Source organism: Marseilla massiliensis, assembly GCF_016899855.1.
Classification (GTDB): Bacteria; Bacteroidota; Bacteroidia; order Bacteroidales; family Bacteroidaceae; genus Prevotella.
In genome coordinates this window covers 1-1,839 of record NZ_JACJJG010000195.1, presented here as the reverse complement: position 1 = coordinate 1,839, position 1,839 = coordinate 1, and the positions used below count along the sequence as shown (strand labels likewise).

The following is a 1,839-nucleotide window of genomic DNA, read 5'->3' as shown; positions in this document are numbered from 1 at the left end:
CTCATGGACCTGCACGACAAAATCCTGCTGCGGAAAAGGGCGCTCATTGAAACCGTCAACGACGAACTCAAAAACGTCTGCTACATTGAACATACCAGGCACCGCAGCATTGACGGTTTTGCTTCCAACCTGATTGCAGGGCTTATCGCATACAACCTGCTACCTAAGAAACCGTCACTCAATATTGACATCATTGATAAAAGCAGGCTTATTGCATAAGATTATTATACCGAACTCACGTTAATTAATATCAGATAATTATAAGATTACATAAATCGTCGCCCACGTAATGCTGTCTTTTGCAGGATGTCGGCAGTAAGATCTCGCTTGTTTCATCTTGATATCCTTTTGGTGGTTTTTAATAAATATCTTGCATAAATATAACTGAATATGTTTAAAAAAGTTATAATTAGGAGGCAATCTCTCGCATTATGCAAGTTTGTCTGTGCAATGGACTATTTTTGCAACTTGTTTTATCTGTTGTCGGGAATCGTAACAATGTTTGTCCGTCGATGATGGTTTACCTCGTTGTTTCAATCCATTAGTGACGGATTGATGATTTTAGTATTTATCTCATTAAAACCCATATCAAGAATAAATGGTCATACCACTTCAATTGAAAGTTTTTGTCGGTTTTGCATTGGTGCTGGCCGTGACTTGCGGCCTTGCCGCAGTGTTGCTGTATGAACGCAGGAAAGTGAAGGAAATAGAACGCGAGATGGATGACATGCACACGATTTACGAAGCGTCGAACGACGTGCATGGGAAAATCGTGGCGCTGGTCTTGGCCGGCGAGGGTGCGGTTTTCTGGAAAGACGGCGACTATGCGGCATACAGGAGGCTCCGGCTCGGCGTAGACAGCTTTCTCGTATCCGTGAAGCCGCTGTGCCGTGAGCGCGTCTCACCCATGCAGGTTGACACGCTCCGCTGCCTGTTGGAAGAGAAGGAGAAGCATCTCCGGTCGGTTATGCTCGCCGCAAGGCGGAAAGAAACCTTTGACGCTGACGTGACCGCGCGGCTGCCGGCCATTGCGGAACGCTCTGTAAGAGTGCGCACTGTAAGGAAGAAGAAAAAGGGACTGGCCGGACTGTTCGGCGGCAAGAAGACCGTGCAGGTGGTGGAACGGTCAACAGCCCTGCGGCGGCTTGGCGACGACATGGCCGCGAAACTGAGGGAACATTCAAAATATTTGGAGGCGTGCGCGGACAGTATGCGGTGGCATAATGCCGAGTTGAATGCCGCACTCAACTCGCTCGTGGCGCGCATAGACGGGCAGGTGGCGGCATCGCTGGCCGAGAAGGAACGGCGGACAAGGGACGTGCAGGCATTCTCGTACAAGCTGTCGGCCTCGATTTCCATTCTTGTCTTAGTCTTGCTCGTGGCCTTGTTCGCATTTATCAGACGTGACATACGCAGGGAGCGCAAGGCAAAAGAGAGGTTGCAGGGCATCATACGCGAGAACAAGGAGCTGCTTGAGATGCGTAAGAACATTATCCTTACCGTTAGCCACGACATACGCGGGCCGCTCGGCAACATAGCCAACTGTGCGGAGTTGGCTTCAGCCACGTCGGCAAAGAAGAAAAGGGACGGTTATCTCGACGACATAAGCCGCTCTTGCGCCCATGCGCTCAGGTTGGCCAACAGGCTGCTTGACGTTTACAAGACATTCGAGCCGAACGAGCCGCTGAATGAAACGCCGTTCCGCTTGGACGCTGGAAAAGCCACGCGACTTTGACCCTTTTGGCCAAGCAGGATTGTCCCCTTTGGCTACAATATGATTGACCCTTTTGGCCAAAATAGTATTGACCACTTAGTTCACCTATTGTTATAGATTTTTTT

2 protein-coding genes are annotated in these 1,839 nt (G+C 49.5%); both read left to right on the top strand.

Annotated features, from left to right (window positions below):
* The coding region (locus H6A34_RS14305; protein WP_205103907.1) for a transposase at positions 1 to 219 on the top strand (219 nt) is incomplete at its 5' end.
* A 379-nt stretch (positions 220 to 598) separates the two neighbouring features.
* Positions 599 to 1,735, top strand: a complete 1,137-nt coding sequence (locus H6A34_RS14300; RefSeq protein WP_205106062.1) for a HAMP domain-containing histidine kinase — start codon at positions 599 to 601, stop codon at positions 1,733 to 1,735.
* Positions 1,736 to 1,839: the final 104 nt, after the last annotated feature.

What these genes read in the sequence shown, in the direction of transcription:
- H6A34_RS14300 (WP_205106062.1), top strand. Translation starts at nt 599, where the DNA reads ATGGTCATACCACTTCAATTGAAAGTTTTTGTCGGTTTTGCATTGGTG.